This window comes from Sinorhizobium alkalisoli (genome assembly GCF_008932245.1).
Taxonomy (GTDB): Bacteria; Pseudomonadota; Alphaproteobacteria; order Rhizobiales; family Rhizobiaceae; genus Sinorhizobium; species Sinorhizobium alkalisoli.
The window spans coordinates 1,943,624-1,969,141 of sequence record NZ_CP034910.1 but is presented as its reverse complement, the minus strand read 5'-3'; the positions used below and the strand labels follow the sequence as shown (position 1 = coordinate 1,969,141).

21 protein-coding genes are annotated in these 25,518 nt (G+C 62.9%); 9 read left to right on the top strand and 12 right to left on the bottom strand.

Annotated elements, in window-relative coordinates:
* Positions 1 to 62: 62 nt before the first annotated feature.
* The 3 genes from EKH55_RS26960 to EKH55_RS26950 form a co-directional block, all read right to left on the bottom strand.
* The gene (locus EKH55_RS26960) at positions 63 to 602 is read right to left on the bottom strand and encodes a hypothetical protein (protein ID WP_151613848.1); all 540 of its coding nucleotides are present in this window, start codon (positions 600 to 602) and stop codon (positions 63 to 65) included.
* 154 nt (positions 603 to 756) lie between these two features.
* Positions 757 to 1,089, bottom strand: a complete 333-nt coding sequence (locus EKH55_RS26955; protein WP_151613847.1) for a PilZ domain-containing protein — start codon at positions 1,087 to 1,089, stop codon at positions 757 to 759.
* 74 nt (positions 1,090 to 1,163) lie between these two features.
* Positions 1,164 to 2,516 carry a pilus assembly protein TadG-related protein gene (locus EKH55_RS26950; protein ID WP_151613846.1) on the bottom strand — a complete coding sequence of 451 codons (1,353 nt, stop codon included), beginning with the start codon at positions 2,514 to 2,516 and terminating at the stop codon, positions 1,164 to 1,166.
* Positions 2,517 to 2,730: 214 nt separating this feature from the next.
* Between EKH55_RS26950 and EKH55_RS26945 the strand changes: the two genes are divergently transcribed.
* The 4 genes from EKH55_RS26945 (at position 2,731) to EKH55_RS26930 (ending at position 6,355) form a co-directional block, all read left to right on the top strand.
* Entirely contained in the window at positions 2,731 to 3,243 is a 513-nt protein-coding gene (locus tag EKH55_RS26945) for an A24 family peptidase (protein WP_069456928.1), read from the top strand.
* 37 nt (positions 3,244 to 3,280) lie between these two features.
* Positions 3,281 to 4,111: a Flp pilus assembly protein CpaB gene (gene cpaB, locus EKH55_RS26940; RefSeq protein WP_151613845.1), complete on the top strand. Its 831-nt coding sequence runs from the start codon at positions 3,281 to 3,283 to the stop codon at positions 4,109 to 4,111.
* 76 nt (positions 4,112 to 4,187) lie between these two features.
* Positions 4,188 to 5,933, top strand: coding sequence for an AAA family ATPase (locus tag EKH55_RS26935; RefSeq protein ID WP_151613844.1), 1,746 nt, complete (start codon positions 4,188 to 4,190; stop codon positions 5,931 to 5,933).
* Complete coding sequence (locus EKH55_RS26930) at positions 5,930 to 6,355, top strand: TadE/TadG family type IV pilus assembly protein (protein WP_069456925.1); 426 nt, start codon at positions 5,930 to 5,932, stop codon at positions 6,353 to 6,355. The genes EKH55_RS26935 and EKH55_RS26930 overlap by 4 nt, the downstream gene beginning before the upstream one ends.
* A gap of 24 nt (positions 6,356 to 6,379) precedes the next feature.
* Here EKH55_RS26930 and EKH55_RS26925 read toward each other — a convergent pair whose 3' ends face one another.
* Positions 6,380 to 6,880, bottom strand: coding sequence for a pilus assembly protein N-terminal domain-containing protein (locus tag EKH55_RS26925; RefSeq protein ID WP_069456924.1), 501 nt, complete (start codon positions 6,878 to 6,880; stop codon positions 6,380 to 6,382).
* 271 nt (positions 6,881 to 7,151) lie between these two features.
* Between EKH55_RS26925 and EKH55_RS26920 the strand changes: the two genes are divergently transcribed.
* The 4 genes from EKH55_RS26920 to EKH55_RS26905 all read left to right on the top strand — a co-directional run bounded on the left by EKH55_RS26920 (position 7,152) and on the right by EKH55_RS26905 (position 10,899).
* Entirely contained in the window at positions 7,152 to 7,322 is a 171-nt protein-coding gene (locus EKH55_RS26920) for a Flp family type IVb pilin (protein WP_151613843.1), read from the top strand.
* A 94-nt stretch (positions 7,323 to 7,416) separates the two neighbouring features.
* Positions 7,417 to 8,847: a TadA family conjugal transfer-associated ATPase gene (locus EKH55_RS26915; RefSeq protein WP_069456922.1), complete on the top strand. Its 1,431-nt coding sequence runs from the start codon at positions 7,417 to 7,419 to the stop codon at positions 8,845 to 8,847.
* Between the two features lie 69 nt (positions 8,848 to 8,916).
* Entirely contained in the window at positions 8,917 to 9,918 is a 1,002-nt protein-coding gene (locus tag EKH55_RS26910) for a type II secretion system F family protein (protein ID WP_151613842.1), read from the top strand.
* A 9-nt stretch (positions 9,919 to 9,927) separates the two neighbouring features.
* Positions 9,928 to 10,899, top strand: a complete 972-nt coding sequence (locus EKH55_RS26905) for a type II secretion system F family protein (RefSeq protein ID WP_151613841.1) — start codon at positions 9,928 to 9,930, stop codon at positions 10,897 to 10,899.
* Between the two features lie 150 nt (positions 10,900 to 11,049).
* On the opposite strand, the gene EKH55_RS26900 is transcribed toward EKH55_RS26905, so the two are convergent.
* From EKH55_RS26900 to EKH55_RS26870, 7 genes are all read right to left on the bottom strand, one after another.
* Positions 11,050 to 12,093, bottom strand: a complete 1,044-nt coding sequence (locus tag EKH55_RS26900) for a chemotaxis protein CheB (protein WP_151613840.1) — start codon at positions 12,091 to 12,093, stop codon at positions 11,050 to 11,052.
* Between the two features lie 7 nt (positions 12,094 to 12,100).
* The gene (locus EKH55_RS26895; protein WP_151613839.1) at positions 12,101 to 14,233 is read right to left on the bottom strand and encodes a hybrid sensor histidine kinase/response regulator; all 2,133 of its coding nucleotides are present in this window, start codon (positions 14,231 to 14,233) and stop codon (positions 12,101 to 12,103) included.
* Positions 14,230 to 15,861 carry a methyl-accepting chemotaxis protein gene (locus EKH55_RS26890; protein WP_151613838.1) on the bottom strand — a complete coding sequence of 544 codons (1,632 nt, stop codon included), beginning with the start codon at positions 15,859 to 15,861 and terminating at the stop codon, positions 14,230 to 14,232. Before EKH55_RS26890 ends, EKH55_RS26895 begins: the two co-directional genes overlap by 4 nt.
* On the bottom strand, positions 15,858 to 16,493 hold the full coding sequence (locus EKH55_RS26885; RefSeq protein WP_151613837.1) for a chemotaxis protein CheW: 636 nt from the start codon (positions 16,491 to 16,493) through the stop codon (positions 15,858 to 15,860). The genes EKH55_RS26890 and EKH55_RS26885 overlap by 4 nt, the downstream gene beginning before the upstream one ends.
* Positions 16,490 to 17,425 (bottom strand): CheR family methyltransferase, encoded by a 936-nt coding sequence (locus EKH55_RS26880; RefSeq protein WP_151613836.1) that lies wholly within the window; start codon positions 17,423 to 17,425, stop codon positions 16,490 to 16,492. Before EKH55_RS26880 ends, EKH55_RS26885 begins: the two co-directional genes overlap by 4 nt.
* Positions 17,426 to 17,521: 96 nt before the next feature.
* A complete protein-coding gene (locus EKH55_RS26875) occupies positions 17,522 to 18,208 on the bottom strand; it encodes a response regulator (RefSeq protein ID WP_151613835.1) in 687 nt (228 codons plus the stop codon).
* 141 nt (positions 18,209 to 18,349) lie between these two features.
* Complete coding sequence (locus EKH55_RS26870) at positions 18,350 to 21,574, bottom strand: PAS domain S-box protein (RefSeq protein WP_151613834.1); 3,225 nt, start codon at positions 21,572 to 21,574, stop codon at positions 18,350 to 18,352.
* A 374-nt stretch (positions 21,575 to 21,948) separates the two neighbouring features.
* Here EKH55_RS26870 and EKH55_RS26865 point away from each other — a divergent pair, with 374 nt between their 5' ends.
* Positions 21,949 to 24,093, top strand: coding sequence for a TonB-dependent receptor (locus tag EKH55_RS26865; RefSeq protein WP_151613833.1), 2,145 nt, complete (start codon positions 21,949 to 21,951; stop codon positions 24,091 to 24,093).
* 266 nt (positions 24,094 to 24,359) lie between these two features.
* On the opposite strand, the gene EKH55_RS26860 is transcribed toward EKH55_RS26865, so the two are convergent.
* Positions 24,360 to 25,478 (bottom strand): ABC transporter substrate-binding protein, encoded by a 1,119-nt coding sequence (locus tag EKH55_RS26860; RefSeq protein ID WP_246232013.1) that lies wholly within the window; start codon positions 25,476 to 25,478, stop codon positions 24,360 to 24,362.
* Between the last annotated feature and the right edge of the window lie 40 nt (positions 25,479 to 25,518).

The window sequence follows — 25,518 nt, the reverse complement described above, 5'->3', positions numbered from 1 at the left end:
TTTCGGCCATACCCGTCTCGAACTGGTGCGGGAGCTCAGCTCCCGCACCAGTTTCGTCAGGACTACATGTTGCGGACGATATTGCAGAGCTGCGCGACTGACATCACGCCCCCTGCACTCGTCGATGCCGATGTGTCGGCGGTGCCGGAGGATGATCCGGTAGCCGTGCTGGCTGTAGTCTCGCCCGAGGTCGAGCCTGCAGCGCCGCCGGTCGTCGTGTCGGTGGTGGTGCTTGCTGTCGTGTCGCCCGACGGCGTGGTCGTGCCTGTCGTCGTGCTCGTGTCTGCCGATGCACTTTGGACGGTATTGCAGTCCTCCTTCACTTGGCTTTGCTGCTCTGCCGAGAGTTGAGACCAGTTGGACCGGATTTCCGCTTCGCTACGCAGCGACGTCTTGGATTGATCGGTAAACAGCGCGTCCGCGATCGGGCCTGTCCAATCTGCCGTCGCGTCCCTTTCGGCCTGCGTCATCTGCAACATATCGGTGCTGGTGGCAGCGGTTCCCGAGGCGGCGCCGGACGCCGAGCCGGAGCTGTCCTGAGCAATGGCGGCCGAGGCCATGGCCATGGAGACTGCGCCAACCAGCAGGTGAATCCTTCTCATGTTGATATCCTTCCTTTTTGTTGCACCGTGATCACGGTTCGCTCCGAACCGGCCGAAGCGTGGAAGGTTCCGCTTTCCCCAAATGATTTTTTATCGCTCGCTTGGGAGCACCAGATTCTGATCGCCCCTGCGCTTGGATGAGCGCTTCGTCGCGTCATCGACCGGCAGGTTTCTCGCGCGGATGCCTGCTCACGGGATTGCTCATGTCGAGATTGCGGAGCCATGGCAGCGGCCGCGTGAATTCCACGCCGATCTCCGAGCCGTTTTGCCAGACAACCCATGCGGAAGCAGTTACATGTTCCGGAATGAAGAGCAGTTGGACCTCTGGCCCGGCAGCAACCGGAGCACCGAATCGCAGGCGTGCTCCCCGTGAATTGATGTCCACGACTAGGCACTCGATGCCTATGCCTCCGCTGCCTTCACGTATCAGACGGGCGCGTTTGAGAGATTTCCTTCTCGCCACTTGGCGATCTTCGGCGTGAGCCATGGTGGTTTCCTTTGACAAATCCCGGCATAGAATGCGGCAGGGCAGGCGCTTGCACACGACTTTGCGAAGCCGTCCTACTCGATCAGCTTCACGGTCTGGTCTGCCAGGAGCTTCCTGGTACCCGCCTTGTCACAGGCCGACTGCATCGTCGAATTGCCGGTGAAGGTGATCGTGTCCGCGATCAGTTGCGTACATCCGCTCGTCGTCGCCGAATTGCCCTTGTATTCGATCGACGACGCTGGTGTGTAGAGCGCGCCGGTCAAGACTGAGCTCGAAGTGCCGTTGATGACATGGCTGACGCCCGTCTGGCTGCGGCTGCCGAAAAAGAGAATTCCGGAATAAGGTCCCGAGGTCGGAGCCTTCAGATCGACCGTGACGTTTCCTCTAAGATCCAGCCGAGCATCGTTCGCAAGGAAAAAGGTAACGCCGTCATACCCGTTTACCGGGGGGCCGACCTGAACTCGCGCGGCGGAGGTCGAAGTCACGTTGCCGCCGTTCGCGGAGAAGGTGCCGCTCAGTATGATATAGAGGCCGGGTTCGAATTCGACCGTTCCCTTGATATCAAGTCCGTTCGGAAAGCATTTGACCCTGACCCCGCTGGGGTGCGTCTGGGTCGTTCCCACGAGCGTCTTTTGGCCCGGGTTGCCGATGTTCTTGGTGCCAGAAGCGTCGCAGGCGAAGCCAGGCCAGGGATAGGGCTCGGCTACGCTCGCATAGGGATCCATGCTCACCGGCGCGTTTTCGTGAACCTTTTCGCATTTGCTCAACGTCAAGCCCGCCGTCGTCACGGCCCCACCGACCGCATGGACGCAGTCGGCCTTCATGGAGCCGGAGCCGGACATGAGGAATGAATTGGCCGCGTCCGAATTCGAAGCCACATCGCAGCCCGTCACGTCGACCGAAGTCGACCCGGAGACAGTCACGGCGCCCGATTTCGTCTGCGACAGCGCAAGCACACAGGCAACCGAACCACCCTCGACCTGGGCAACCGCACGGGCCTTCATCGTGATGGGTTCCTTGGAGAAAATCGAGGAAAACAGCCGCGGCCGCGTTTCCGTCAGCACGACTTCGAGCCTGTCTTGTGTTCCCGCACTTGCCTTCGGTGACGAAGATGGGCCTATCGCCAGGGTACCGGCCGTCGGCGAGTAACCGCTCTGGGAGGCGATGAGTTTGGCCGTGGCCTCGAGCGCCGGTTTTCCATCTCCGGCACGCAGGCGCACCGCAGCCGCATGCGCCGACACGTCGGCAGCGTGCTGGAGCTTGCGGTGTTTCAGATACCAATATCCGGTTTCCGCACCAAGTCCCATGGCGCCGACGAGAACCGGAAAGCTGATTGCGGCGATCACCGCCACCGTGCCGCGCTCGTCCCTGCGCCACCGACGCGGAAGACAGGCAGATTGTTTCTTGTCTTCTAGAGTGTCGTTCATTCGCGGAAATCCCGAGTGTCGTTGGAGGGACGATATATCCCGGTGCGCCAGCTCTTGCGATTCGGTCGGTCGGTCTAGTTCGCTTCGGGGCTTCGTTGCGGCCCGAACTCAAGCTTCGGTCTAGGCCATCAGGCCGAATGGTGATTTCGCTGTTGAATCGGCACATTTCGCAGGCCTTCAAACCGGCCCTCGGGCCCTCGCGAAAGGATAAAAGATGATCTCCACGTCCGCAGCTTGGCTCGCCTTCTTCCTCTTTGCCGGACTGGTGACCTATGCCGGTGTCCGGGACGTGGCGACAATGACGATATCGAACCGACTGGTGGGTGTGCTGGCAGTCGCCTACGCGGTCCTTGCACCGGCCGCCGGGGTCGACCTCACCACCATTTCCTCAAGTGTCCTCGTCGCCTCCGGCGTGCTCGTCTGCACCTTCACCTTCTTCGCCTTCGGCTGGATCGGCGGAGGTGACGCGAAGCTTTTGCCCATGGCCGTGCTCTGGCTTGGCGCGGACCTTGCGTTGCCCTTTCTCCTCCACGTTTCGGTGATCGGCGCCGCCCTGACGGTTGCGCTCATTCAGTTCCGCCGGGTGCCCCTGCCGATCGCCCTGAAGAAACGCGCCTGGTCGAGCCGACTGCACGCGCGCGAAACCGGCATTCCCTATGGGGCGGCCATAGCGCCAGCGGCCTTGCTCTTGCTGCCGCAGAGCCATTGGTTCTCGGCCCTGCTCTGACACTGCGCACGAAACGACACATGAACGAGGTAAGCTGATGATCCGTGTTGCCATTCTCCTGATCGCGCTCCTTTCCGGCGGTGCTGCCTCGTGGCTCGCGCTCGGCGTAGCGGACCAGCCGCCGGCCGCCGCCGTCGAGATCCCGCAGGCGCCACGCGAGGAGGTGCTCGTCGCCGCTGCCGAGCTGGCACGCGGCGCGGTCGTAGAGGAGACCAGCCTGCGGTGGCAGACATGGGAGGGCGAGATCCCGCCGGTGTTCATCAGCCGCAGTTCACGCCCGGATGCGATCGAAGCGTTCAAGGGCAAGTTTACCCAGAGCGGCTTCGTCACGGGGGAGCCGATCCGTGACGACAAGCTCGCTGATCACGGCGCCGGTTTTCTCTCCAGCATGCTGCCATCAGGAAAGCGGGCGATCGCCGTCCGCGTAACGGCGGAAAGCACCGCCGGCGGCTTCATCCTGCCCAACGACCATGTGGACGTCATCCACACGGTCGCCCGCCAGGACCCATCCGGCGGGGACAGCAAGATCATCAGCCGGGCCATCCTTTCCAACATCCGCGTGCTCGCGGTCGACCAGACCGTCTCGGAAGGGGCCGACGGCACCTCCGTCGTTGGAAAGACCGCGACGCTCGAAGTGGACCCGCAACAGATTGCGACCATCGCGGCTGCGGAAGCCTCCGGCACGGTTTCGCTGGCGCTCCGTGCGGTTACCGACAATCACGAGCCGCCGCTCATCGAAACGGACGGAAACCGGAGGGGCGTGGTGCGCTTCGTCAGCGGCGGGCAAACGTCGATAATTGAGGTCCCATCCCGCGCGGCCGCGCCGCGCGCCTCCTCAGATGCGCAGAATGTCGCCGTAGCCTATTGAATTTGCAGCACGTTTTGTGCCTGGCTTTGGCTCAAGGAAATATGCGGTTGATCGATTTCAGGGAAATCTCGGACAGATGAAACAGCTCGGAAACCAAACCTACGATATGTCGCAAGCGGCGGTCGGGCCCTCGGTCACGCCTGTTCCCAAGGTGGAGATCGCCGTCTTCTGCCGGTCGGAAGAGGTGACTGAGGCGATCCGCGCAGCAGCGAGCGACCGCCGCATGGCCCGTGCCACCGTAGCGATCAAGAAAGGAGGCATAGAGGACGCGGCCGCCCTTTATGGCGGCGTCACCTCGCCGAACCTCGTGGTCGTCGAGAGCCATGACGACGAAGCCCGGCTGATGGCCGCGCTCGATGCTTTAGCCATGGAGTGCATTACCGGCACCAAGGTCATCGTCATCGGTCGCTCCAACGATGTCGGCCTCTATAAGAAGCTCATGGACGCCGGCGTCAGCGACTATCTCGTCCTGCCTCTGGCGCCGATGGAGTTCGTCGCTTCGGTGCATCGCTGCTTCCGCGACCCGGGCGGAGAGAAGCTCGGGCGCATCGTCGCCTTCGTCGGGGCAAAGGGGGGAACAGGCTCCTCCACGGTCGCGCATAACGTGGCGCTCGCTATGTCGAAGCGCGTCGATGCCGACGTACTTGTGGCCGATCTCGACCTCCAATCCGGCACGCTCGGCCTGAACTTCGACGTGGAGGGGCCGCAAGGCATGGCCGACGTGCTCGATGGTACCAAGCGCCTCGACGACGTGCTATTGCGGCGTCTGGCAGTGCCTTATGCGGATCGCCTGTATCTCCTTCCGGCGAGCGCCGACTTCAGCCAGCCCTTCACGCCGAAGGAAGAGGATGTCGATCGTCTTCTGGAGGTCGCTCGCTCAAGTTCCTGGCACATCGTGGTCGACCTGCCGCATAGCTGGGCGCCATGGACACGGAAGATCCTCCTGGAGGCCGACGAGATCGTGGTCACCGCGACGCCGGATCTCGCCAGCATGCGCAACGCGAAGAACCTGATCGACTTTCTGAGGAAGGCGCGGCCGAATGATCCGCCGCCGCGGCTCGTGCTCAACAAGATCGAGATCCCGAAGCTTGCCGAGATCAAGCCGAATGATTTCGTCGCGGCAGTAGAGCTCGATGAGAGCATATGCATTCCCTTCGATCCGCAGCTTTTCGGCAAGGCGGCAAATGACGGTCGGCCGGTCATCGAGCAGGCACCGGACTCGAAGGCGGGCCGCGCCGTGACGGCGCTTGCCGGTCAGGTCGGTGGCAGAGGCGAGCGACGAACCCAGAAAACAGGCCTCAAGGCCTTGGTACAGCGTGTTTTCGCGCGCGGTGCGCCGAAGCCCCGTTCCACCCTCCTCAGGAAGGTGGGCGAGCTGAAAACAGCCGAGGCGGGCGTTTCCGCCGTGGAATTTGCGTTGATTGCTCCGGTCTTAGCACTTGGCCTCGTGGCCGCGGCCGATCTCGGACTTGCGCTCTTCGAGCGGATGACGATCGACCATGTGCTGCGCGCCGGCGCGCAGGCCGCCATGGCAGATCCCGGCGCAGCACAGGTCGACAAGGTGCTGCGGTCGACCCTTGCCGAAAGCGCAACGCCCACCGCGGTCATGCTGGCGCCGGTGAAGCGCTACTGCGCCTGCCCGGAAAACGCCGATGTCACGCCTGACGTGGCGCCGGGCTGCGGGACAGCGCCCTGCGCCAATGCGGCCGCTCAGCTCGTCTTCTATCGACTGGAGGCTACGAAAGCCTATCGGCCGATGTCCGTGCCGGAGGTGCTTCCAGCCTTTCAGCTCGGTTCGGCGATGCAGGTGCAGGTGCGATGACGCGACGTTCGCGTGTCCTTCGTCGCGCCTGGGCGAGCCAGTCGGGCGCGACGGCGGTCGAATTCGCGCTGGTGTGTTTTCCCTTGCTTCTGCTGGTGCTCGGGATCATCGAGTTCGGCCGCGCGCTTTATGTACGGAACGATCTCTCCTACGCAGCCGACATCGCAGCGCGCAGGGTCCTCATCGGACAGGTGGCCAAAGACGCGCCCGACAGCGAAGCGCAGGCGAAGCTGGAAAGCGCGGTGCGCGATCATTTCGACAGCGGGGATCCGCAGTTGCTGCAAATTGCCGTCGGCAAGGAAACCGTGGACGGCATCGCATTCCGCGTGCTGTCGATCCGCTATCCGTTCACGCTCCTGCTTCCCGGGTTGGCGCAGAGTCCCATCAGCCTTGGACTGTCGCGGCGGATCCCGATCGGATAACCGCTCTCCCGTATTGCGGGGCGGTCATGGCTCGCCGGCGCCTGCCGAGCCGGCGCCCTCTATGACTTGCGGTGGCGGAGCAGATGGGGCCGGATTTGCCTCGCCAGGTCGCACCCGATCACAGCGATCGGAGCAGCTATAGGTCGCCCGTCCATCGCCCTGGTCCACGGTGACCAGGCGGCCGCCGGCGGCGACGACGTCGACGACGAGGTTGGCGACCTCGCCGCCATCGGCGTCCATCACGATCAGATTGGTGGATCCCGGGGTCTTGCCGGTCAGGACAACGGTCTTGTCGTCGCTGAGCGTCGCTTGCGCGATGGCGGGATTGCCGATGATGACGGTGCTGGCCGGCCGGGCAAGCATCAGCGGCCTCGCAAAATCGACGATGACCTTGACCACGCCCTCCGTCTGTCGAACGGCGCCTTGCGCGCCGGCGGCCGCGGGTGGGTCTTCCGCCGCGTGAGCCGCACCGATCGCGGCAAACGCCGCCATGGCGAGAACAGACCAGTTGACGCCCATGCGCATCGGACCACTCCAATTCCAGTACACGGACGGATCATCCGTCCGGCTGATCAACGTAGAATAGCATTAATCGCGTGCTGGTCGATCGGACTAGACCGACAGGCCGATTTCATCCGGAAGCGGTATCGGCCATCAGGCTGAATGGATCAAAAGGGTTAACAAAGTCTATATGGAAGCCACACAGCAAGCGGGAAGCGAGGGCAGAACCCGGCCCGGCCCTGTGATGCCGCACTTCACGTCGGCGCAACCTCAACCCACTTGAAGGATCGACCCCATGAAAAATCTTCTCGTCCGTTTCGTCCGCAACGAATCCGGTGCCACCGCTATCGAATACGGCCTGATCGCCGGCCTGATCGCCGTCGCCATCATCACCGCGGTGACCAGTGTCGGCACCGACGTAACCGCCGTGTTCGACAAGATAGCGACTTCGCTCAACATCACCTAATCGAGCCGTCGGCCGCGAAGCGGAAGGCTCCATTGCCTTCCGCTGTCGCATCCATCGATGACGAATACCCTCAACGACAGACAGAGCGACGACGATGTTCGGCAAGAAGTCCATACTGGATCGGGAGGTCATCGAAACGGCGGTTGAGCCTGAGGCCGTGCGCGAACCACACCCCGTTCCTACGGTGAGCGAGATTCGAAAGTCTGCCGCTCCTGCTGCTGTTGCCAAGACCGAAAAATCCCAACAATATTACGGCCTGAAGAAGGAAATCTTCAGCGCGCTGATCGCCACAATCGACGTGGCCGCGCTGTCGAACATGGACGGCGAAGAGGCGCGTCGGGAAATCGGCGTCATCGTCGACGACATCGTCGCGGCCAAGAAGGCCGGGCTTTCCAAGTCCGAGCAGGACGCGCTGCTCGAGGACATCTGCAACGACATTCTGGGTTATGGCCCGCTCGAGCCGCTTCTGGCGCGCGACGACATTGCCGACATCATGGTCAACGGAGCCAGCCAGGTCTTCATCGAGGTCGGCGGGCGCGTGCAGGAAACCGGCATCCGCTTCCGCGACAACGAGCAGCTCTTGAACATCTGCCAGCGCATCGTCAGCCAGGTCGGCCGCCGCGTCGACGAGGCAAGCCCGATCTGCGATGCGCGGCTCGCCGACGGCTCGCGCGTTAACGTCATAGCACCGCCATTGGCGATCGATGGCCCCAGCCTGACGATCCGTAAGTTCAAGAAGGAAAAGCTGAATCTCGACCAGCTGGTGCGGTTCGGCTCGATCTCGCCGGAGGGCGCCGAGATCCTCAAGATCATCGGCCGCGTGCGCTGCAACGTACTCATTTCCGGCGGCACCGGCTCCGGCAAGACGACGCTGCTCAACTGCCTGACGGGCTATATTGACAATGGCGAGCGCATCATCACCTGCGAGGATGCGGCCGAGCTTCAGCTCCAACAGCCGCATGTCGTGCGGCTTGAAACGCGGCCACCGAACATCGAAGGGCTGGGCGAGATCACCATGCGCAGTCTCGTCAAGAACTGCCTGCGTATGCGCCCGGAGCGGATCATCGTCGGCGAGGTACGCGGACCGGAAGCCTTCGACCTGCTTCAGGCGATGAATACCGGCCATGACGGCTCGATGGGCACACTCCACGCCAACTCGCCGCGCGAGGCGATATCGCGTGTCGAAGCGATGATCACTATGGGTGGAAATTCGCTGCCGGCGAAGGCGATCCGCGAAATGCTCGTCTCCTCGGTGGACGTGATCGTCCAGGCGGCGCGGCTGCGCGACGGTTCGCGCCGCATCACCCACATCACCGAAGTGCTCGGCATGGAGGGCGATGTGGTCACCACGCAGGATCTCTTCGTCTACGACATTCTCGGCGAGGACGCGAAAGGCAACATCATCGGGCAGCATCGCTCCACCGGTATCGGCCGCCCGGGCTTCTGGGACCGCGCCCGCTATTACGGCGAGGAAGCCCGGCTCGCCCGGGCGCTGGATGCCGCCGAGGTAAAGGCGGCCGCCTGACGCACACGTTGCTTGGGCATAGAACGGAAGAATGGCGGCTTGCCCCAAGAGATCATGGATTGAAGTCACATGCTGAGCTCTTCGCTGTTTCCCATTGTCGTGTTCTTGCTGGCGTCGACCTCCGTTGGCGGCCTGATGCTGGCCGCGCTCTATCCGCGCGCCGCCAAGGCCGGCGCTTACCGGCAGAGGTTTGATCGCGTGGCGGGCGGGGCAGAGGCACGGCGGATGGAAGCTGTCGATGAGGATGCCCGCGACCGTCGCCGCTCGGTGGAAAAGACGCTGCGCGAAATCGAAGAGAAGCAGAAGGCGAACGCGCGCAAGAACAGCAAGCCGACAATCGCCGTCAGGCTTCGCCAGGCCGGACTCGACTGGTCGACCAGAACCTATTGGCTCGTCTCGGGCGGCGCGGGCCTCGCGACATATGTAGTGATGCTGCTCGCGGGATATGGCGCCTTGACCACTGCGGGCTTTGCACTCGCGGGCGGCCTTTTCCTGCCGCATCTCTATGTGAACGGCAAGCGCAAGGCACGGCTGAAGCGGTTCGCCAACGAGTTCCCGAACGCCGTCGATGTGATTGTCCGGGGCTTGAAGGCAGGTCTGCCGATGACCGATTGCCTGCGGGTGATCGCGGCCGAGGCCGAGGAGCCTGTCAAGGGCGAATTCGTGACGATTGCGCAGGACCAGACGCTGGGCATTCCAGTCGATGAAGCGGTCCAGCGCATGAGCGAACGCATCCCGCTCCCCGAGGCCAATTTCTTCGCCATCGTCATTGCCATCCAAAGCCGCACCGGCGGCAGCCTCTCGGAGGCGCTTGGAAATCTGTCCAAGGTGCTGCGCGAGCGCAAGAAGATGAAGGCCAAGATCAAGGCCATGAGTGCGGAGGCCAAATCCTCCGCCGGCATTATCGGCGCGCTGCCGTTCTTCGTCGCCGGCGCGGTGTATCTGACCAGCCCGGATTACATGGCGCTGCTGTTCACGACCCTTGCTGGAAAGATCGTGCTTGTCGGCTGCGCGCTGTGGATGGGCATCGGCATTCTCGTGATGCGCAAGATGATCAATTTCGACTTTTGAGGAACCGGCATGAATCTCGGCGCCCACATCCCCGATCCGGAGCAGCTTTCCGCAACAATGGCCGGCTTCGCCGCCTTCTCCGCCGTCGTTGCCATCTCCTGGCCCTATATCTTCCGCGATACGCTTGCCGAACGCATGCGCAAGGTGGAGAGCGAGCGCGAACGCATCCGCATGCGCGAGCGTACCCGCCTCAACGCCGAAAAGAGCAAGGTCTCCCTGCGGGCCGAACCCAAGCGCTTCTACAAGGCGATCGTCGATCGCTTCAACCTCGCCAGGCAGGCGGAGGACGGTGAGATCGTCCGCAGGCTGAGCATGGCCGGCTATCGCGGTTCGGCCGCGGTGACGACCTTTCTTGCCGTCAGGCTGATCGCGCCGTTCGTCATTTTCGCCGCCGCTCTCCTCTATCTCCTGCTCGTCATCCGGCCGGATGTGCACTTGGTCATGGTTGTCGCCATGGCTGCCGGTGTCGGCTCGGTCGGCTATTTCGCCCCGGCGATCTTCATCAGGAACAAGACAGCCAAACGGCAGCAGGCGATCCGCCGATCCTGGCCGGACGCGCTGGACCTGCTGCTGATTACCGTCGAATCCGGCATGGGCATTGAAAGCGCCCTCCGCAAGGTTGGCGAGGAAGTCGGCGCGCAATCGCCGGAAGTCGCCGAAGAGGTCCTTCTGACGACGGCCGAGCTTTCTTATCTGCAGGACCGGCGTCAGGCCTTCGAAAACCTGGGGCTCAGGACCGGCGTCGAGGGCGTGCGCGCCGTCGTGACCAGTCTGATCCAGGCGGAAAAATACGGGACCCCGCTCGGCCAGGCGCTGCGCGTGATGGCGCAGGAGAACCGCGATATGCGCATGAGCGAGGCGGAGAAGCGCGCGGCAGCGCTGCCGCCGAAGCTGACGGTGCCGATGATCCTGTTCTTCCTGCCGGTTCTCTTCGCCGTGATCATCACGCCGGCGGCCATTCAGATCGCCGGAGTACAATGATTCGGGGGAGGGCAGATTGCGGCGCCGCGCGCAAGGGTCGAGCGTCCGCGGCGCCGCAGTCGCCTGTGCTTTTGTAATAGCGTCGCGCGTCTCATCAGACGCGCGACGGCCACTGTAGCTCTGAATTGCTGGGCATGAGACCGTCACGGCCTATGAGCCGTCCGCTTCGCCTTGCGCCAGGGCCATGATCTTCTCGCCTATGGCCTCGAGCGGCAGTATTAGATCGACGACGCCTGCGCCGATCGCCGACTTCGGCATACCGAAAACGACGGAGCTCGTCTCGTCCTGGGCGATCACCCTGCCGCCCGCCCTGCGCAGCGCCCGAAGACCTTCCGTGCCGTCGCTTCCCATTCCCGTCAGCACAACGGCAAGAGACCGGGCCCTGAAGGCACGCGCTATGGAGGCGAAGAGATAGGAACCTGATGGCTTGAAGCCGTCCACCGGCGCATCCTCGGAAACGCGGATGCGTGATCGACTGGAGACGCCGAGTTGGAAACCATCCGGCGCGAGATAGGCTGTCCCGGGCCGCAGCCGCTCCCTGTCGGCCGCGATCTTGACCCTCAACGGGACATTCGCGTCGAGCGAGGCGGCGACACCATCTATGAACCCGTTGGACATGTGCTGAACGATCAGGATTGGGGCCGGGAAGGCAGCCGGAAGACGCATCAATATGGATCGGATCGCCGCCGGACCGCCGGTGGACGCGGCAATCCCAACGACACCTACCGGAAGATCGCCGTCGCCATTGCCCGCGTCGCTGCGGGCGGCGCCCTTCCTCGGCCACTGCCGCACCACCTTGACCTGCGCCATCGCTCTGATCGTCGCCAGGAATTTCTCCGCCGCCGCCCTTTCCGGGCGCGCTTCGAACGCCGGCGGCGCCGGGATAACGGCGAGCGCGCCCGCTTCCAGTGCGCGTGCGGAGACCGCCCCGAGCGCCGCGCTGTTTTCGCGCGACACCAAAAGGATCGGGGCCGGCGCTGAAGTCATGATTTCCCGGACCGCCGCATCGCTATCCTGCCCACCGAGCCTCAACTCCATGGTCACGATGTCAGGCGAAAGCTCCCGTGCCAGCCTGACCACTTCGGCATTGCTGCGCGCCACCCCGACAAGCATGGCCGCTCCATCTGCGCCGATAGCATTCTCCACCAGTTCCTGGAGGTCGAGTCTCCCTGTGGCGAGCAGGATGCGAACCATGGATGCCTCAGCCTACCCGACGCACGGTCTCGAGAAAGTGCTGCGCATCGAAATGGCTCTTCGTCACATAGGCGCTGGCACCGAGCTTCAGGCCGTGCAGCCTGTCCTCCGGCGTTTCGCGGCCGGTGAAGAGCACGATCGGCACGGCTGAAAGCCGTTCGGAACCCCTGATGGCCTCGGTCAGTTCGAACCCATCCATATTGGGCATGTCCACATCGGCTACCACGATGTCGGCCCCGTGATCGCTAAGGTGCGCCAGGGCTTCCGATCCGCTTGCCGCCATCGCCACCTCATATCCCGCTCCATCGAGAATGAGTCGGACGAGCGATCGGATATATTTCGAATCGTCGACGACCAGCACTTTACGGCGCGTTGTCCGATCCGCCGGTTGCGGGAATGCATCTGGCGTCGCAGTCCTTTCCACCGCGGCCTCGATCAGCACGGTCGTGTTGAGGAGCAGCGCGATTTGACCATCCGGCAGGATCATGCCGCCACAATAGCGGCGAACATTTCTCAGGCGAGCCCCGAGCGAGCGCGCAAGCAGTTCCTGTTCCCCCGCGACCTCGTCCACGAGAAGGGCAGCCTGCCGGCCTCCCGTTCCGATAATCACGGCTGGCACCGACGCCTTCGCTGATATAGCGGCCGTCGGCCGCAATCCAAGCCAGCCGGCGAGGTCGATCACCGGGAGTTTCCCGTCCCTGGTCGTGGCGACGACCCGTTCCTCCTCCACCGCAATTTCGTGTGAAGCAAGCCTTATGACGCGCTCGACGGAGGAGCTGTCGATCGTGAAGACGTGACCTGACGCCACCACTTCAAGTGCGCGCACGGTGGCGAGCGTCAGGGGCAGGGTGAGCGTGAATGCCGTTCCAGCTTCTGCGGGACGTGCCACGGTCGCGGTGCCGCGCATTCCCTCGACGGCGCTTCTGACGATGTCGAGCCCGATGCCGCGGCCTGATAGTTTGGTGACCCTGGGTGCCGTGGATATGCCGGGCTTGAAAACGTGCTGAAGGAGTTGCCCTTCGCCGTTCGGTCCATGCGACTCCGTGTCACCAACAAGCTTGTGCAGTGCTGCCGGATCGAGGCCGCGGCCGTCGTCCTCGACGACCACCTGAAGCCGGTCTCCCGTGACCGTTGCCGAGACGGTCACGAGACCCTGTTCCGGCTTTCCGGCTGCCCTTCGCTCCGCCGCCGGCTCGATGCCGTGGGCGATGGCATTGCGGACCAGGTGCCGGAGCGAATCCTGCAGGCCGGCCAAGATCGAACGGTCAATCTCGATGTCTCCGCCTCTGACTTCCAGCCGTGCCGCCTTGCCGGTCGCCGCCGCCACGTCTCTGATGACGCGCGTCAGCCCCTGGCAGGCTTCCGCAAAGGGCTGGGTGCGTGCGTGCCGCACCTCCTGGCCAAGCGCGACGAGGGCGCCGTGCATTAGCCGCGCATCCCGGCGCATCGAAGCAGTAAGCGCGCGCAGGCCGCTTTCAATGCTTGCAGCTTCCCGTTCGGGACGGACCTTGTGAGCGCGGAGCCTTCTTGCCGTTTCTCTCAGAAGAGACGCCTGCTCGGCATGCCGGCGCATGGCCACATTCCAGGACAAGAGTTCGCCGCTCCTGTGAAGCAGGGCGTCCAGCCGCTCGGCGGAGACGCGCATCGAGCCATCCAAGTCGGTCGAGCGGATCGGAACGGCAAGCTCCGCCCGAGACACTGACGGCGCCGCCTGCCGATCCATGTCGTCATCGGCAGGCGGCAATGTTGTTTCCATATCGAGAACATCGCTCTCCAACTGTTCGGTCGCGGGCTTTTCGCCGCGGGCCAATTGCCGTGCGGCTTCCGCAATGGCGTCCGCGGCCTTGAGAAGCTGATCGAGTTGGCGCGGATTGAGCGAGCGGTCCTCGTTCCCGGCGGTGGCGAGCACTTCCTCCATCCAGTGGCAGATCGTTTCGACACCGCGCACCTGCACGAGGCCAGCGGCGCCCTTGAGGCTGTGAACGGTCCTTAGAAGCCTCTCCTGCAGGGCGCGCTTGTCGCTTGGCTCGGTGGCTTCCTCAATGCCGATCAGCATCCGTTCGATGTCGGCGGCACGTTCCCGCACCTCCTGCGTGAACAATTCCAACAACTGACGGTCGAGTTCTTCGGGTTTCATCATCTGAAATTGCCATGATCCGCGAGCATGTGCTTCAATCTGGACCCAAGCTCGTTCAAGTCCTTTGCAGCTTCTTCCGCCTGGCGAATGGCCGAGAGGTTCTGGCTACTCGCCTGGTCGATGTAGTGCATTGCGTCGTGTATCTGCTTCATGCCCGCTTTCTGCTGGCCGGCCGAGGCGGCGATCTGCGCCACCGAGCGGGCGGAATCGGCGATGATCGACTCGAGCTGCCGGATCGTATCGCCGGCCTCGCGCACGGTATCGAGCGCACGGCTGACGCTTTTCGTTCCTTCCTCGGCGCCGACTACGGCGGCATTGGTCGACTTCTGGATCTCGGTCAGAATCCGCCGAACGCGCGTGGTCGCGGACTTGGACTGGTCAGCAAGCGCCCGGATTTCGCTCGCGACCACGTTGAACCCCCTGCCGTGTTCGCCGGCACGCGACGCTTCGATTGCCGCGTTGAGGGCAAGAAGATTAGTCTGGTCGGCGATCTCGGCCACGACCGAGACGATCTCACCGATTTCGAGACTGTTTTCAGCGAGCGAAAGAATGTCGCCGGCAATCGCCTCCGTCCGGGCGTTCACCGTATTCATCATGGTGACCGTGTCGTCGAGCGCCTTGCGGCCCTCACTGCTGACGGTCACGGCCGTTTCATAGGAGGCCGACACCTGCTGTGCCCGCTGCGCCGCCTGCTCCGCCGTTTGAAGCACGTCATCGACACTTGCGACGGTTTCGGCCACGGCGGAAGATTGCTCGCGCATGCCTTCCACCTGCTGCGTCGTTCCGGCCAGGATCTCGGCCGCCGAGGAGGAAAGGTGCTGCGCGGTCTCGGAAATGGTGGCGAGCAGCTCCTCCAGCCTCTCCCGGTCGTCACGCTCATTTTCGATCATGCCCGACAGCTTGCTCGTTACGTGGTTGAAGGAGAGACCCAGGATCGCCAATTCGTCGCGGCCCTCATAGGCGGCTCGTCGCTCGAGGTCTCCGGCGCTCACTTTCCTGGCGACCTCCACCAGCGCACTGGTCCGGCGGGCGAAGTGCCGCAGCACGGTGAGGACGAGGAGCAGCAAGATCACGGCCAATCCCGACAAGACGAACTGCAGCAACTGCGATTTCTGCAGCCGGGTCGTCGCGGCGTCTTCGATCGAGTCTATCTTTTCGTTGACAGCGGCCGAGTAGGTTCGGATCTGCCGGTCGAGGTCGTCGAGTGCCGCCGGGCCGGGCGGGGTCCGGTCAATCGCACGCTCGATTGCGGGGCGCACTTCCTCTGCCCAGCGCTGCTGAAGCTGCCTCAATTCGGCGAGGGCTTGCCGGTCGGCCTCGGCGGCAATTCCCAGGGAAAATTCCCCGGCGACCAATCGCGCGAGCATCCGTTCATTACGCTGCAACAGGTCGCGAAGCTCGGCAACGGTAGCCGCGCGATCCGGGCCTTCTGCAGTCGCCAGGCGGCTCACCAGATAGAGCATCTGATAGAAAGCGCGTTCCCTGCTGAGCGACGCCGTTGCGGAAAGATCCCTGCGCACCCTCTCCAGGGCGAAATAGCTCGAGCCGACCAGAAAGGCGGAGACCGCCACAAACATCAGCATGGCAAGACCCAGCTTGCCGTAAAGGCTTCGCGTCCAGGAAATGCTCATGGCGTGTCGTCCTCCGCCTCGGGGTTGGCTTGATCGTCGCAAGGAAAAAGCCGGCGATCGTCGAAGAGAAGCGAAGCGTCGATCACCACGGTCCCATCCGTCGCCTGCGCCAAAGCGAGTTCCATCGCCTCCGTCTTGGCGGGCGCAAGCGTTTCCGGCGCGACTTCTTCCAACTCCGGCATGGTCTCGGCCACAACCAAGAATTCGGCCTGCTCCCTGCCGCAGACCAACGCCCAAGCCATATCCCTCGGCTGTATGGGCGAAAGGCCGAATAGATCGGATAAATCGAACACCGGAAGCAATTGTCCGCGCAGGTCGTAAACGCCGCAAACATGGGGCGGCAATCCCGGAAGCGGGCTCAGGCGCCCGAGCGGGACGACCTCGCAGGTATAGTGCACATCAAGTGCGAGGCGGCGGCCCGACAGCACGAAAGTGGCGACTTTCAGCACCCGCGACGGACTACCATTCGGCGCCCCGTCTGAAACGCGTGCGGGGGGAAACGGTACCTCGCGGTCGGCCCCAGGGCTGGCCGAGTCGAGAAGTGCCTCCGTCTGCGCGATGGCTGTGGCTATGCGCCGCTTCACATCCTCCCAATCGATCATGCGGGGGTTGGAGAGTACGGGGGCCGTCATCGGCGTGCTTCCTTGGAGTACCGCGCTTCATAACCGGCTTCGCGAGCAACGTGCATGGGCTTTCGGTAAACGAGACCGGCACCGGTCGTCGCGGTTTGAAAGGAGGCGTACCTCCAGAGCGGGGGATCGGTCGGAGCCGTCAGCAGCCATCCACCCTCGGCGAGGCAGGTGAACAATTCCTCCGCAACCCGCATGAGGTCGGCGGCGTCGAGATAGACGAGCACATTGCGGCACAGGATGAGATCGAAGCCGGCCAACCCGCGATCGGGCGCAGGCAGCCTGTCGAAGCCGAGGTTCACTTGGGTGAAGCGGACGCTGCGTGCCACATCCGGCCTGAGCCGGTATCGGTCGCCGCGCTGCAGGAAATAGCGGCGCTTCAGATATTCGCCCATTTCCCGGAACGACCACTCGCCGTATTCCGCTTCGGCAGCTTCTGCGAGCGCCTTCATCGATATGTCAGAGGCCGATATCCGCACTGAGTGCCCATCCTCCGCGCAGAGAATGGCGAGCGAATAGGGCTCTTCTCCGCTTGCACAGCCAGCGCTCCAGATCCGCGCTGGCGCGCTCGCTCGCGGCCGGCACAAATGCGGGAGAATCGTGTGGCGCAGCAATTCGAACTGCTTCGAATCGCGGAAGAAGTGCGTTTCCCGTACGGTGACTTCGTCGAGAACCTCCTCCCGCAGCGCGTCATCGGCTGCAATGCGATCCCGCAGACGATGCAGGTCGGTGATGCCGTGCCGGCTCATGACCCGCTGGACCGCTGCAACGAGGGCGGGACTGCGTGACGTAGCGACGCTGAGGCGCATTTGGCGTGCGATTTCCGCGGCGACGACATCGCTGATGAATGCGTCGATGGTGCCTTCCGGGCGGACGCTCCGGGCTGCTTCGGGGGCTGACCGGGCCTCACTGATTCTCGTTCCGCCTCGCTGCATTTCCGACTCACATCGATTTTCGTTGCTACCTAACTACGTCGTCACATTCATTCAGGCCATTCGACCACATGGCCGGCAAAGGTCTATCCGGATGGTCTACCGCCCCTCGGCCACTGGTAGCAGCCGGGCACCGGCCGCGGCGGCCTCTTGGCGGTTTCTTACCCGCAGGCTGCGAAAGAGCGCCGCCATGTGGATCTTCACGGTTCCTTCGCCCAGGCGAAGCTTGCGGGCGATCTCCTTGTTCGACAGCCCGTCGACGAGCAGAAAAAGCACCTCCCGTTGCCGCGGCGTCAGGAATTCCATTGCCCGTTTTGGGGGGATCTCCAGCGGGGCGGTGGCTGGTGCCGCAGGCTCAGGCTCTGCCGGGCCGCTTGGCCGGCCGGCAAGCGAAGGAGGGACATAGATTGCGCCATTCAGGATCGTGCGCAGTGCGGCGGCGAGCTCCTGCGCACCAAGGCTCTTCGGCACGTAGCCGTGAATGCCGGCCGCCAAAGCGGTCAGAATGTCACTTCGGCGCGAGGAGGCCGAGACGACCGCCACCTTAATGTCCGGGCGAACCTCGCGCACCGCTCCCAGGTTGGCGGCGCTCTCCATACCGGGCATGGTGAGATCGAAGAGCGCGACGGAACAGTCGTCCCGATCCGCAAGCCGTTCGATTGCTTCATCGAGAGAACCGGTCTCCACGACCTCGGCAAAACCGAGCTTATTCTTCAGGATCGCCGAGAGGGCTATTCTGAAGAACTCGTCGTCATCTGCAATAAGTGCGATGCCATGCGGGTTCATCGATGCTCTCCCCCATGGTCGGGCAGTGTTCGGCGATAGCGGCAGGCGGTCGGTCCTGCGACAAAAGCTGCACGATACATCGCAACCAACGAACGTCCCATCGGGTCAACTCCCTAGTCAATAGTCGCAGCCGCCAAAGGCCTATGGCGGCGGCGATTGCCGGATCAACTCCATGATTTCCGAGGCTGACATCGGTAGCGCAAACAGAAAGCCCTGGGCCTCGTCGAACCCCTCCGAGCTGACGATGTTGAGCTGATCCTCTGTCTCGATCCCTTCGACCGTGGTGGTGATTCCGAGGCTATGGCCCAGCCCGGCAACCGCCTTGACGATTGCAAGCGATTCCTTGCCCCTCGGCAGATCGTGGATGAAGGATCGGTCGACCTTGATCTTGTCGAAGGGGAAGCTGCGCAGATAGCCGAGTGACGAATAGCCGGTGCCGAAATCGTCCATGGCGATTTTGACGCCCAAGTTGCGCAATTCCTGGAGAAGCTCGAGATTGTGCTCGCTCTCGTCGAGCAACACGGTTTCGGTAATCTCGATCTGCAGGCGAGCGGGATCGATGCCTGAGGACTTGATTGCCGTCGCGACCGCCCCCACCAGCCTCTTGCTTTTGAATTGGACGGGCGAAAGATTGACGGCGATGGCGACGTCCGCCGGCCAGCCGGCTGCATCGCGGCAGGCTTGCTCCAAGGTCCATTCCCCAATGGGCACGATCAGCCCCGTCTCTTCTGCGATGGGGATGAAATGATCCGGCGCCACCAGGCCCCGCTCCGGGCTGCGCCAGCGCAGCAGAGCCTCGCAGCAGCTGACTTTCTTCGAGTGCAGGCTGATCAGCGGCTGATAATGAAGCTCCAGTTCGCCGCGACCTAGGGCCTCACGCAGGGCCAGCTTCATCTGCTGGTGGGCGTGCAATTGCGCACCCATCGTCGCCTCGAACTGCCGATAGGTGCCGCGCCCGGCTGCCTTGGCGCTGTAGAGCGCAATGTCGGCGGCTTTTATGAGTTCGTCGGCCGTCGTCCCGTCCTCTGGAGTCGTGGCGATGCCGACGCTTGCACCAACTGCAACGTTGATATTGTCGATGGTGAAGGGCTCGCTGAGTGCCTGGATCACACGCTCCGCAAGAATCGATGGCGCGTCGGCTTTTGGCGACAAGGGTCGGATGATGGCGAATTCATCGCCGCCCAGTCTTGCGACCGTATCGCTCTCCGCGACTATCTGGGCGAGCCGCGCGGACACCTGACGCAACAGCGCATCACCGGCGGGATGACCGAGCGTGTCGTTGACCAGTTTGAACCCGTCCAGGTCCAGGCAGAGAACGGCAATCCTCCTCTTGCCGCGGCCGGGATCGAGCGCCCTGTCGAAGCACTCGCGGAAGGACAGGCGATTGGGCAGCCCGGTCAGCATGTCGTGTCTGGCCATGTGGGCGATCTGCTTGTGCGCCAGCAGCCGGTCTTCTTCCGTACGCCGGCGTTCGGTGATGTCGCGGAAGAAGATGGAGATGCCGTCCTGCGTCGGCGAGGCGTTGACCTCGATCCAGATGTCGAGCGACGGCAGATAGTCTTCGAAGGCGGCGGGTTTGCGCAGCTTCATGACCTTCCGGCAGTTCTTCGCGAACACGCCCTTACGCTCGCGTGGAAATAGACGCCAAAGAGGCAGGCCCAGTGCGTTGTCGTCGAGCCGAAGCAGGCGCTTGGCATTCTCATTGAGATAGCGCAGCCGCCAGAGCTCATCGACCAGGATGACACTGTCCATGGTGCTTTCGAGCACTGCCGACAGCCGATTTGCGGCGGCCTCGGCCGCGTCGCGGGCGGTCTGCAGGTCAGCGCTTGCCCGTTTCGCATCGGTGATGTCGCGCCAGATTGAGAGCATACGGAACGGTTTGCCTTGGGCGTTGAGCACCGGCGTGGCGTTGACGTCCATGGAGCGCTCTCTTCCCTGGGCATCGCGAACGATTATCTCGAATCGCGCGCTTTGCCCTTGCCGCACCGTCTCGAAGCCAGCCTGCACCTTTGGCGCGTCTTCCGGCAAGCCGATCGAGCGCCACGTCTGATCTTCGATGCCGGCGTCCTCGGAAATGCCGAAGAGTTCGCGTCCCGCCCTATTCATCATCAGCGGGCGGCCGTCAAGGTCGAGCACGCGCACACAATCGACGCTGCTGTCGAAGATACTCTTGATGAAGGCCTCGGATTCCTGCTGCGCGATCTCGGCGGCGCGCCGCTCGCTGATGTCGAGGGCGGAGCCCACATATCCGAGAAAGCGTCCGTCGGAGGAAAAGCGCGGCTGCCCTACATCGAGAATCCAAGCCCAGCTGCCATCGGCGCGCCTTAGGCGATACTCGGTCCGGACCGGCTCGCGCGTAGCGCCGGCACTGAAAAATGCCGTCTCCACCGCCTGTCTGTCATCCGGGTGAATCACGTCGACCCAGCCGAAACCCAGGGCCTCCTCTTCACTCTGGCCGGTGGTCTCCAGCCACAGGCGACTGAAGAAGCTTGTGTGACCGGTCCCGTCTGCCACCCAGATCATCACCGGTGCGTTGTCGGCGATCGCCCGGAAGCGCGCCTCGCTTTCCTTGAGCGCATCCGTCGCGCGACGCCGATCGTCGACGTCCTCGAGAATGCCATACCAACGTATGATGCTTCCCGCCGTGTCCCGCCGGGCAGCGGCCCGTGCACGGAACCAGCGATAGTCACCGGTTGCCATCTCTACGCGGTATTCCACGTCGAGCGGCTCGCCTGTCGAGAGAGCGTGCTGCCATTGCCGATCGACGCTGCCGGCGTCATCGGGACAAAGCGCCTTCATCCAGCCGCTGCCGAGCGTTTCGTCTTCGGGAATTCCAGTCAGTTCGGCCCATCGTGGCCCGACCTCCAGGATGTTGCCATCCGGATCGGCCGTCCAGGGGATCTGCGGATGAAGATCAATGACGGCGCGGTGGTGTTCTTCCTTTGTCCGAAGTACCTGTTGCGTTTTGCGCAATTCGCTGACGTCGGAAAAGGAGGTGATCAGGAACGTCTCGCCATATCCCCAGGGCTCTTGCAGCACAAGGCGCCGCTTGGTCATCAGCAGCACACTTTCGCGACCATCGGCTGATACGTATTGTTCCTCGCAGCTGCGCTCCCTGCCCGTGGCAAGCACGGCCTGGTCGAGCGCCCGCAGGCGATCGGCCCGTTCTTTCGACCAGATGTCGCCATCGGTGCACCCGATGAGTTCGTCCCTTGGCCGGCCGAGCAGGGCGCAGGCGCCAAGATTGACGAACAGGATTTGCAAGGCGCTGTCTTTGACCACCAGAGGCGACGGGACCCCGTCGAGCACCTGCGCGAGGGCCGTTGAGAAACCTTCCTGTTCTTGACCGGCCAAAAGAACGTTCATTGTTCTCCTCTGATCCACGGGCGGACCTCACAAGAACCGGCCAGCGCCGGGAGTCACTCCCCTGGACCGACTAAGGCGTGTCGGCTCAATAAAATCGTGCGGCACGCATCGGTCCCAAACATGGTGCACAGACCAGAAATTGTATTCGATTTTCCTCCGCCGTAAACAACGAACAGCGGTAGCGATCTGTTCCGTGCATCCATAGGGTGAAATCTTGCCTAAACCGAGACGGGCGTTGGTGATCTCGCCGCAATGTTCCGGTGCATATCTTGACAAATGTACTCAAGTTATTTAACTCCCCGCTCGCACCAACGACATTCGCTCCTTGCCAGGACCGACAAATGTTTTTGGTCAATGGGTTACAGGGGACGTGTATGGAACTGCGTGTTGGACTGCTGGCTGTTCTGCTGGCGAGCGTAAGCCGCGCCGCGTTGGCGCAAGACGCAACGGTGTTGGAGCGTCTGGAGGTGAAGGCGGGCACCTCGACTGCGACGATTGGCACCCAGCCGGAACACTACGCGGGGGGGCAGGTGGCGCGCGGCGGTCGCGCGGGCCTGCTCGGCAACCGCGACTTTATTGATACGCCGTTTAGCATCACGAGCTACACGGCAGAGACGATCGAAAACCAGAACGCGACAACCGTGGCCGACGTCCTCGCCAACGACCCCTCGGTGAGAAGCACGCACGCCTCCGGCGGTATGCTGGACTCATTTTACATCCGCGGCTTCCCTTTGAACGAGGGGAACTTCGGCGAAGTCGCCTTCGATGGCGTCTTCGGTGTTGCACCGACCTACCGCCTGTTTACGGACTACATCGAGCGCGTCGAGGTGCTCAAGGGACCGACGGCGCTCCTCTACGGCATCTCGCCGAATAGCAGCGTCGGTGGCACCATCAACATCGTGCCGAAGCGCGCGTCGGACGTCGATCTGACCCGTGTCACGGCCGATTATTCTTCGGATCTTTATGGTGGCGGACATGTCGACGTCAGTCGCCGGTTCGGCGATGAGCGCCAATTCGGCGTTCGCTTCAACGGCAGTTATCACGGCGGCGATACGGCAATTGACAATCAGTCACTTGACGTGACGGTCGGCGCTCTTGCGCTCGACTATGAAGGAGAAGACTTCAGAGCAACGCTAGACGTCATCGGTCAGCGGCAGGACATCGATGCCCCGCATCGCCCCTTCTTCCCCGATAGCAGCAGCTTTAATATTCCCGATGCGCCGGACGGCCGGTCCAACGTCCAGGAGCCGTGGGAATGGGCGAGGACGGACGACCTCTCGTGGCTCGGCCGCGTCGAATACGACGTGAGCGACGCCGTCACTGTGTTCGCAGCCGTCGGCGGCGGCGAGTCGCGCGTCGAGCGGCTCTTCGGCACACCACTGCTTCTCAACTCCGCAGGCGATGTCAGCGTCACGCCGCAAAATTTCATCTTCGATGTCGACCGGCTGACGGCCGAGACGGGTGTACGCGCCGAGTTCGAGACGGCCGCTGTTGATCATTCGGTTACGTTCCAGGTCAGTGGACTGCAGCAGCGCCTTGCCCGCGGCTCGAACTCAGGAACCGCGCAGCTAACCAACATCTACGACCCGCTTCCCCGCCCCAAGCAGGATGTGCCGCAGCCGACGCATGTACCAAGACTCTCGGAAAACGTCTTCTACGGCTTCGCGCTTTCCGACACCATGTCGGTGCTCGATGAACGCGTGCAGCTGACCCTGGGCGGGCGCTGGCAGCACATTGATACTGAAAATTACAACACCACGACCGGTGCGGTTTCTTCGTCTTCCGACGAGAGTGCCTTGACACCACTCGCCGGCATCGTCGTGAAGCCGTGGGAGAATGTCGCGTTTTACGCCAACTACGTCGAGGGCCTGAGCGTCGGCGACACCGCTCCGTCGACGGCTGTCAATTCGGGCGAAACGCTCGCGCCTTACCGATCCAGGCAGTACGAGATCGGCACGAAGGTCGATCTCGGGCGAGTGGCGGTCACTGTCAGCGCCTTTCAGATCGAGAAGCCCTTCGGCGTGCTTGAAGCGCGCGGCACTGATCTCGTCTTCGTCGAAGGCGGCGAGCAACGCCACCGCGGCGTGGAGTTGAACGTCTTCGGCGAAGTGACCCCCGCGATCCGAGTACTCGGAGGCGTGACCTTCATTCACGGCGAGATCACGAAAACAAGCGTCGACACAGAACGCGGCAATACCCCTATCGGCGTGCCCGCGCTGCAGGTCAATCTGGGGGCGGAGTGGGACACGCCCTTCTTGACCGGCCTGACGCTCACCGGCAATGTCATTCACACGGACGAGCAATTCGTCAACACGGCAAATACCCAGGAAATCCCCTCCTGGACGCGACTTGACCTCGGCGCCCGCTACCTGACCGAAATCCACGAGAGGCCGATCACCTTCCGCGCCGACGTAGAGAACGTCTTCGACCTCGACTACTGGTCCGGCGTTGCAAGCTTCGGCACGCTGTCGCAGGGTGCGCCGCTCACTGTCAAGGTTTCCATGACGACCGACTTCTGATGGTAAGGTGCGTGTCGACGCCCCAGTGACGACCTGTCTCAGTGACATTCATGAAGGCGCTGGCCAGGGGCCGGCGCTTTCTGCCGCTTGGCAGCAATAACAAGCTCACCCATCGGATCGAGGCCAGCAGCGAACTGATAAGAGAATGCGAAGGCGAGGCTCTCGGTTTGAGAGCCTCGCCCGCTGACGACTACTGGTTCCGTTTGTTGAACTATCCCGAATCCGGCTTGAGCTCCGCCATCGCCGGTTCGCCCCGTGGCTACCCGTCAATCCGCACTGCCGGTGAGGCTGACGGCATAGCCGTGCCGATAGGGAATGGGCAGGAAACGGCGGTGATACTCCGCAAATGTCGCGTCCGGATCGAGATCGGCAAACAGCTCCGGGTGAAACCATTTCGCCAGCTGCTGGACGGCAAAGAACTCGTAGGGGCTGTTGTAGAACTGGTGCCAGATGCCGTGGAAGTTCCGCGCCTTTTGGGCCGCGATGTCGGTGTAGGCGCTGCGGCTGGTGAACCATTCGAGCTTTTCGCGGATCACCTTTGGATCGGCGCCGGGGCCGAGCGGGATCCAATGTCCACCGGGCACATAGGCCTCCCAGTCGGCGCTGGTGACGACGACATGTTCAGGATTGGCGGCGATCACCTGTTCGGGATTGAGCTGTCCGAAGGTCGTGGGAAGAATATCGCTGCCGATATTGTGGCCACCGGCAAGCTCGACATATTTGCCGAAGTTTTCCGCGCCGAAGGAAAGGCAGCAATCATCGGCATAGCCGCCGATCCGCTCGATGAATACTCGGGGGCGCTCCGGTTTCGCCCGGGCGATAATTTCGATGACGCGCGCCATCGCCTCGCGACGGAACGCGATGATCTCTTCCGCGCGCGCCTCGCGCCCCATGATCTTGCCGAGCAGGCGAATGGTCGGCTCGGTGTTCTTCAGCGGATAGTGGCGAAAGTCGATGTAGAGAACCGGAATATTCAGCTCAGCCAGCTTCTCGACATATTTGGCATCCTCGTTGGCGCGCATGGCCTCGAGATTGAGGAGGACTACGTCGGGCTTCTGGACGATGGTCGATTCGATGTCGATCAGACCATTCTCCTTGCCTGCGAAGGCAGGAACTTCTGCCAATTTGGGATAGGCCTCAAGATACTGCTGATAGGTGGCCGGGTCCGCCTCGATCAGGTCGTTGCGCCAGGCGACGACGCGCGCCAGTGGATCGTCAGGCTCGAGCGAGGCAATGAGGTAGAGCTGCCGGCCCTCTCCGAGAAGAATGCGCTTGACGGGCGCCTTCACGTTCACTTGCCGGCCGGCAATGTCGGTGACGGTGATCGGTGCTTGCGGGGGTGCTGTTTGTTCGCCGGCAAAGACGTTTGCCAGGCCGAAGATCATCAAGACAAGAGCTGTCAACATGGCACGCGCCAGCAAACAA